The organism is Mycobacterium sp. NGS22, assembly GCF_059813095.1.
Genome location: NZ_JCALDY010000033.1, coordinates 33,306 through 40,556 on the forward strand (window position 1 = coordinate 33,306; position 7,251 = coordinate 40,556).

Genomic DNA, 7,251 nt, shown 5'->3' on the forward strand with positions numbered 1-7,251 from the left:
CAACCGTAGTCGCGGGCCGACTGTTCCCGCTCACCCGGAACGCCGCACGCCCAGCCGATATGTTGGAGCGCGTGGCACTTCCCAACCTCACCCGGGACCAGGCGGTCGAACGCGCCGCGCTGGTCACCGTGCACAGCTATCAGATCAACCTCGACGTCACCGACGGTAGGGGCGCCCCCGGCGCACGCACCTTCCGCTCCAGCACCACGGTGGTGTTCGACGCACTTGCCGGTGCCGACACGGTCATCGACATCGCCGCCGACACCGTGCACAGCGCGACCCTCAACGGGCAGGGCATCGACCTGTCCGGTTACGACGAATCGACCGGAATCCCGTTGCGCGGGTTGGCCGATCGCAACGTCGTGGTGGTGGACGCCGACTGCCGCTATTCCAATACCGGCGAGGGACTGCACCGCTTCGTCGACCCGGTCGACGACGAAACGTATCTGTACTCCCAGTTCGAAACCGCCGACGCCAAGCGCATGTTCGCCTGCTTCGACCAGCCCGACCTCAAAGCCACCTTCGACATTCAGGTGACGGCGCCCGCGCACTGGCAGGTGGTCTCCAACGGGGCGCCCAGCAGCGTCTCGGACGCCGAGACCGCCAAAGTGCACACATTCGCCACCACTCCACGGATGAGCACCTATCTGGTGGCATTGATCGCCGGGCCGTACGCCGTATGGAACGACACGTACAGCGACGAGCACGGCGAAATCCCGTTGGGCATCTACTGCCGTGCCTCGCTGGCGCCGTTCATGGACGCCGAGCGGTTGTTCACCGAGACCAAACAGGGATTCGGCTTCTATCACAACAACTTCGGGCTGCCCTACGCCTTCGGTAAGTACGACCAACTGTTCGTGCCTGAATTCAACGCCGGCGCAATGGAAAACGCCGGCGCGGTGACGTTCCTGGAGGATTACGTCTTTCGCAGCAAGGTCACCCGCGCCTCGTATGAGCGGCGCGCGGAGACGGTGCTGCACGAAATGGCCCACATGTGGTTCGGCGACCTGGTCACCATGACGTGGTGGGATGACTTGTGGCTCAACGAATCTTTCGCCACGTTCGCCTCGGTGCTGTGCCAGGCCGAGTCGACGGAGTACACCGAAGCGTGGACAACCTTTGCGACCGTGGAGAAGTCGTGGGCCTACCGCCAGGACCAGATGCCCTCCACCCATCCGATCGCCGCCGACATCCCCGACCTGCACGCGGTCGAGGTGAACTTCGACGGCATCACCTACGCCAAGGGCGCGTCGGTGCTCAAGCAGCTGGTCGCCTACGTGGGTCTGGACCATTTCCTGGCCGGCTTGCGGGACTACTTCCAGACGCACGCCTTCGGCAATGCGACTTTCAGCGATCTCGTCGCAGCGTTGGAGAAGGCGTCGGGACGCGACCTGTCCGACTGGGGGCAGCAATGGTTGCGGACCACCGGGTTGAACACCCTGCGTGCCGATTTCGACGTCGACGACGACGGCAAGTTCACCCGGTTCGCGGTCACCCAGAGCGGTGCCGCGCCGGGCGCGGGTGAGACCCGGGTACACCGGATAGCGATCGGCATCTACGACGAAGATTCTTCTCAGGGCAAGCTGGTCCGGGTCCACCGGGAGGAACTGGACGTCGACGGTCCGAGTACGGAAGTTCCTGCGCTGCTTGGTATCTCACGCGGCAAACTGGTCCTGGTCAACGACGACGACTTCACCTACTGCGCACTGCGCCTGGACCCGGAATCGTTGCGGACGGCCCTGGACCGTATCGCCGACATCGCCGAGCCGTTGCCGCGCACGCTGGTGTGGTCGGCGGCCTGGGAGATGACGCGTGAAGCCGAACTGCGCGCCCGCGATTTCGTGTCACTGGTACTGGGTGGGATCCAGGCCGAGAGCGAGGTCACGGTGCTGCAGCGGCTGCTGCTGCAGGCGCAGACGGCGGTCGGCTCCTACGCGGATCCGGGTTGGGCACGCGAGCACGGTTGGCCGCAACTTGCGGATCGGTTGCTGGAATTGGCGCGCGGCGCCGAACCCGGATCCGACCATCAGCTCGCATACGTCAACTCCCTGCTGTCGTCGGTGCTGTCACCGCGGCACACCGACGTCTTGGAAGCCCTGCTCGAGAGCGATCCCGCCGAGCAGGGACTGGCCGGTTTGGACGTCGACACCGACCTGCGGTGGCGGGTGGTGATCGCGTTGGCCGCCGCCGGCGTTATCGATGCCGACGGCCCGGAAACCCCGCGTATTGATGCTGAAGTACGGAGCGACCCGACCGCGGCCGGCAAGCGACACGGTGCGCAGGCCTCGGCGGCGCGCCCGCAGATCGGCGTCAAGGAGGACACGTTCACCACCGTCGTCGAGGACGACACCCTGGCCAATGCCCTCAGCCGGGCCATGATCGCCGGTATCGGCGCGCCGGGACAGGGCGAGTTGCTCAAGCCGTTCACCGAGCGCTATTTCGCCGCGATCGCGGGCGTCTGGGCGCGGCGGTCCAGCGAAGTCGCGCAGTCGGTGGTGATCGGCCTGTATCCCTACTCCGACATCTCCGAGGAGGCGATTGCCGCCGCCGACAGGTTCCTGGCGGACCCGGAGGTTCCTCCCGCCCTGCGCAGGCTGGTGCTGGAAGGTCAGGCCGGCGTGAAGCGATCGCTGCGCGCGCGCAAGTTCGACAGCGCGGAAAGAGATTAGGGCCGGGAGATTCCCCCGCTGAGCACCCGGATCGCGTCGACCAGCCCGTCGATCAGGTTGCCCTGCTCGAAAGCCGAGGACGCGGCTGCGACGCCGAGCGGCGCCGCGGACTCCGCCCCACGACCACGCACGTCTGCTCCGTAGACGACCTCGATCACGCTCTGGTTCGGCGACACCGCGAGCAGCACCGCATTGTTCGGTGTGGGGACCTTGGCCAGGATCTCGCGTGCCCGGGCGGCGGTGTCGCTGCCGAGGTCACCGAGGTAAACGGCGAAGCGCGCCTTGGACGCCCGCGACGCGTACACCAACGCGTCGTCCACCTTGACCAGGTCGTTGATCGGGAACGGGTAGTGCACCGAGAGCTCACCGGGTTCGGTGACCGCCGAAATCCGTCCGCTGGCGGTGATCACCGACCCCTTCGGCAGGTCGGCAGGATCGATCGTCGCAACCTCACCATGTGCCACTTGCGCCACCTCCTACCGTGAACTCCGCGCCGTGTCCGCCGTGGGCACCACCGACGGCCTCGTCGGTAGCCGCCCACAGAATCGGCGGGTGGGTCCACTTTTCCGACAGGTCATAGGTTGCGGGGTGCGGCCCTTTGCGGGTCATGTACGCCAACATCAGCAAGCCGAACAGCAACAGGGGAATCCCGACAATTATCAGGTGCATCTCCATAGAGTTCACGAGGCAAACCGTATCCCACCCGAGGCGCGACCGGCACACCTGGCGCCCAAGAAATCAGGCCGCGCCCTCACCCAGATAGCGCGCCCAGTGCGGGTCCAACTCTTTGACCGTCGACAGCAGCCGCCAGTGCTGGCCGGTGGGTGGCAACGGCGCCCGTCGCAACGACCAACCGAGTTCGGTCAACAACTTGTCGCCCTTGCGATGGTTGCACGTCGAGCAGCAAGCGACGCAGTTCTCCCAGGAGTGGCCACCGCCCCGGCTGCGGGGCACCACATGGTCGACGGTGTCGGCCTTGGCGCCGCAGTATGCGCAGCAGAACCGGTCGCGATGCATCAGCGCCGCCCGCGTCATCGGCACCCGGGCCCGATACGGCACCCGGACATAGGTCCGCAACTGAATCACCGACGGGACGGCGATCGACCTGGTCGCGGAGTGGATGACCGGGCCGGTGGGGTCGGCGTGCACCACGTCGGCCTTGCCGCAGATCACCATCACGATGGCGCGGCGCAACGGCAAGGCGGTGAGCGGCTCGTAGGTGGAGTTCAGCAGCAGCACCCGGCGGCGATTCCAGATCGAAGCGTTCTGGGTGGGGGTGGTCGCGTTTTCCGAGGTGACGCTGTGCAGACATGACGCGGTCGCTGGCCCGGTTCCATTTGCCCCGACACCGACATTGCGGTGGCCACGACGTTTGTTGCGCTGCGCCATAAATCCTCCGCCGACAGTCCACCATGATTTGCTGCCGATCGCACGACATTTGTGTCGGCCACGCCGTGTCGAGCCGGTGAACAGCGGGCGGTGTCTGTGCCTCGTCGCGGGGGTGGCCCACATCGTTTGTTCCAATGGAAGACGATGGAACAAACACCAGAGTCTTTTTACGACGCAGTCGGCGGCGCCGCGACCTTCGACGCGATCGTGGCGCGCTTCTACGAGCAGGTCGCCGAGGACGAGATCCTGCGGCCGTTGTATCCGGAGGAGGATCTCACCGGCGCCGAGGAACGCCTACGGATGTTCCTGGAGCAGTACTGGGGTGGGCCGCGCACCTATTCGGACCGGCGCGGGCATCCCCGGTTGCGGATGCGGCACATGCCGTTCCGGATCACTCCGATCGAACGCGACGCGTGGTTGCGCTGCATGCACACCGCGGTCGCGTCCATCGATTCGCAGACCTTGGACGACGAGCACCGGCGCCAGTTGCTGCAGTACCTGGAGATGGCGGCCCACTCTTTGGTCAACTCCGCGTTCTGATGACGACTCAATGGTGGCGGTCCGCGGTGTTCTACCAGGTCTATCCCCGCTCGTTCGCCGACAGCAACGGTGACGGCGTCGGCGACCTCGATGGCCTGGCCGACCGTCTGGACTACCTGCGACAGCTCGGCGTGGACGGGATCTGGGTCAACCCGGTGACCGTGTCGCCGATGGCCGACCACGGTTACGACGTCGCCGACCCCCGCGACATCGACCCGCTGTTCGGCGGGATGGCCGCCTTCGAGCGGTTGATCGCCGCGGCGCATGCCCGCGGCATCAAAGTCACCATGGACGTGGTGCCCAACCACACCAGTTCGGCGCATCCGTGGTTTCAAGCGGCGCTGGCCGCCGGGCCCGGCAGCGAGGCTCGCGACCGGTATTTCTTCCGTGACGGGCGCGGTCCCGACGGATTGTTGCCGCCCAACAACTGGGAGTCGGTGTTCGGTGGGCCGGCCTGGACCCGGGTGGTCGAACCGGACGGCAACCCCGGGCAGTGGTATCTGCACTTGTTCGACACCGAACAGCCGGATTTGAACTGGGACAACCCGGAGATCTTCGACGACTTCGAAAAGACGCTGCGGTTCTGGCTGGAACGCGGCGTGGACGGCTTCCGCATCGACGTGGCGCACGGGATGGCCAAGCCCCAGGGGCTGCCGGACTGTCCGGACGTCCCCGAGGTGCTGCGGCACACCGACGACGACCCGCGCTTCAACCGGCCGAACGTGCACGCGATCCACCGCGACATCCGCGCGGTCATGGACGACTACCCCGAAGCGGTCACCGTCGGCGAGGTGTGGGTGCACGACAACGCGCAGTGGGCCGAGTACCTCCGCCCGGACGAACTGCACCTCGGCTTCAACTTCCGGCTCACCCGCACCGAGTTCGACGCCACCGAAATCCGTGACGCCATACAGAATTCGCTGGACGCGGCCGCACTGGAAAACGCCACCCCGACCTGGACGCTGTCCAATCACGACGTCGGCCGCGAGGTCACCCGGTACGGCGGCGGCCAACGGGGACTGCGCCGTGGGCGGGCCATGGCAATGCTGATGCTCGCCCTGCCCGGCGCGGTGTTCATCTACAACGGAGAAGAGCTCGGACTGCCGGACGTGGATCTGCCCGACGAGGTACTGCAGGATCCGACGTGGGAACGCTCCGGGCACACCGAGCGCGGCCGCGACCGCTGCCGGGTGCCGATGCCGTGGTCGGGCGACGCTCCCCCGTTCGGCTTCTCGGCGAATCCGGACACCTGGCTGCCGATGCCGGCGGACTGGGCCGGGCTCACCGTCGAAGAGCAGCTCCGTGACGACGAGTCGACGTTGTCATTTTTCCGTCGAGCGATCGAATTACGCAGGGCGCGTAACGGATTCGACGGTACCCAGATCGACTGGCTGCCGGGCCCCGAGGACGCCTTGGTGTTCGCCCGCCGCCGCGGGGAGCTGATCTGCGCACTCAATGCCGGCGACAGCCCGATTTCGTTGCCGCCCGGCGAAGTCATCCTCGCCAGCGCTCCGTTGACGGACGGCCGGTTGCCGGCGGACAGCGCGGCCTGGCTGGTCGGGTAGCCGTTTCGCAATTCGTCGCCCGTGCTCTATATGTGGTGCATGGCGCGCTACGAGTGGACAGTGATCGGAGCCGGCCCGGCGGGAATCGCGGGCGTCGGACGGCTCCTCGATTACGGGATAGCGCCGGAGCAGATCGCGTGGATAGACCCAGCATTCACCGCCGGTGACCTCGGTGGCAGATGGCGGTCGGTCTCGAGCAACACCATCGCCGGTACGTTTCTGGAATACCTGAACGGTTCGGACGCCTTCCGGTTCTCCGAGGCGCCCCCGTTGCCGCTGCGGGAAGTCGATCCCGAGGAGACGTGTGCCCTTGCGCTGGTTGCGGATCCGCTGCTGTGGGTCACCGGGCACCTGCGCGACCGGGTGGCGGCGTGTCAGACGACGGCGACCGCGCTGTATCTGGAGAACCGGCAGTGGCGGATCGAGACCGACGACGGCGAAATCGTTTCCGCCAACGTCATTCTGGCGGTCGGTGCGGTTCCGACCAAGCTCGACTACCCGCAGCTGAAAGAGATTCCGGTTCAGGTCGCCCTCGATCCAGAGCTGTTGGCGCAGGAGCCGTTGGAGGGTGCGACGGTGGCGGTGTTCGGCTCGTCGCACTCGTCGATGATCGCGTTGCCGCATCTGCTGCGTCATCCGGTGGCCAAGGTGATCAACTTCTACCGAAGTCCCCTCAAATACGCTGTGTACCTGGATGATTGGATTCTGTTCGACGACACCGGACTCAAGGGCCGCGCCGCCGAATGGGCCCGGGAGAACATCGACGGCGTCTACCCGGACCGCTTGGAGCGGTATTGGGTATGCAGTGCGGAATTCGACGAGAAGCTCGCCGAATGCGACCGCGTCGTCTACACAGTCGGGTTCCAGCGCCGCGAGCTTCCGGCCACGCCTCAGTGGGGGGTGCTGGATTACAACCCGCAGAACGGCATCATCGCTCCCGGACTGTTCGGGCTCGGCATCGCGTTCCCCGAATACGCCGAGGATCCCTACGGGTACGGGCAGTATCGGGTCGGGCTGAAGAAATTCATGGACTACCTCAACTCCGTGCTGCCGCTGTGGATGGTCTACCGCACCTGAGTTGGCGGGCC

The 7,251-nt window shown here is 66.2% G+C and carries 7 protein-coding genes; 4 read left to right on the forward strand and 3 right to left on the reverse strand.

What is annotated here, in order from left to right:
* Positions 1-71 precede the first annotated feature (71 nt).
* A complete protein-coding gene (gene pepN / locus AC5Y47_RS22545; protein ID WP_499946476.1) occupies positions 72-2,669 on the forward strand; it encodes an aminopeptidase N in 2,598 nt (865 codons plus the stop codon).
* On the opposite strand, the gene AC5Y47_RS22550 is transcribed toward pepN, so the two are convergent.
* The 3 genes from AC5Y47_RS22550 to AC5Y47_RS22560 form a co-directional block, all read right to left on the reverse strand.
* Complete coding sequence (locus AC5Y47_RS22550; protein WP_499946477.1) at positions 2,666-3,133, reverse strand: DUF5130 domain-containing protein; 468 nt, start codon at positions 3,131-3,133, stop codon at positions 2,666-2,668. The genes pepN and AC5Y47_RS22550 overlap by 4 nt on opposite strands.
* On the reverse strand, positions 3,120-3,344 hold the full coding sequence (gene ctaJ / locus AC5Y47_RS22555; protein WP_499946481.1) for an aa3-type cytochrome oxidase subunit CtaJ: 225 nt from the start codon (positions 3,342-3,344) through the stop codon (positions 3,120-3,122). The genes AC5Y47_RS22550 and ctaJ overlap by 14 nt, the downstream gene beginning before the upstream one ends.
* 63 nt (positions 3,345-3,407) lie before the next feature.
* Positions 3,408-4,058 (reverse strand): HNH endonuclease, encoded by a 651-nt coding sequence (locus AC5Y47_RS22560; RefSeq protein ID WP_499946478.1) that lies wholly within the window; start codon positions 4,056-4,058, stop codon positions 3,408-3,410.
* Positions 4,059-4,202: 144 nt separating this feature from the next.
* On the opposite strand from AC5Y47_RS22560, the gene AC5Y47_RS22565 reads away from it, so the two are divergent.
* The 3 genes from AC5Y47_RS22565 to AC5Y47_RS22575 are packed head-to-tail and all read left to right on the forward strand — an operon-like array spanning position 4,203 to position 7,240.
* On the forward strand, positions 4,203-4,598 hold the full coding sequence (locus tag AC5Y47_RS22565) for a globin (protein WP_499946479.1): 396 nt from the start codon (positions 4,203-4,205) through the stop codon (positions 4,596-4,598).
* Positions 4,598-6,163, forward strand: coding sequence for a glycoside hydrolase family 13 protein (locus AC5Y47_RS22570; protein WP_499946480.1), 1,566 nt, complete (start codon positions 4,598-4,600; stop codon positions 6,161-6,163). The genes AC5Y47_RS22565 and AC5Y47_RS22570 overlap by 1 nt, the downstream gene beginning before the upstream one ends.
* A gap of 60 nt (positions 6,164-6,223) precedes the next feature.
* Entirely contained in the window at positions 6,224-7,240 is a 1,017-nt protein-coding gene (locus tag AC5Y47_RS22575) for a pyridine nucleotide-disulfide oxidoreductase (protein WP_499946482.1), read from the forward strand.
* Positions 7,241-7,251: the final 11 nt, after the last annotated feature.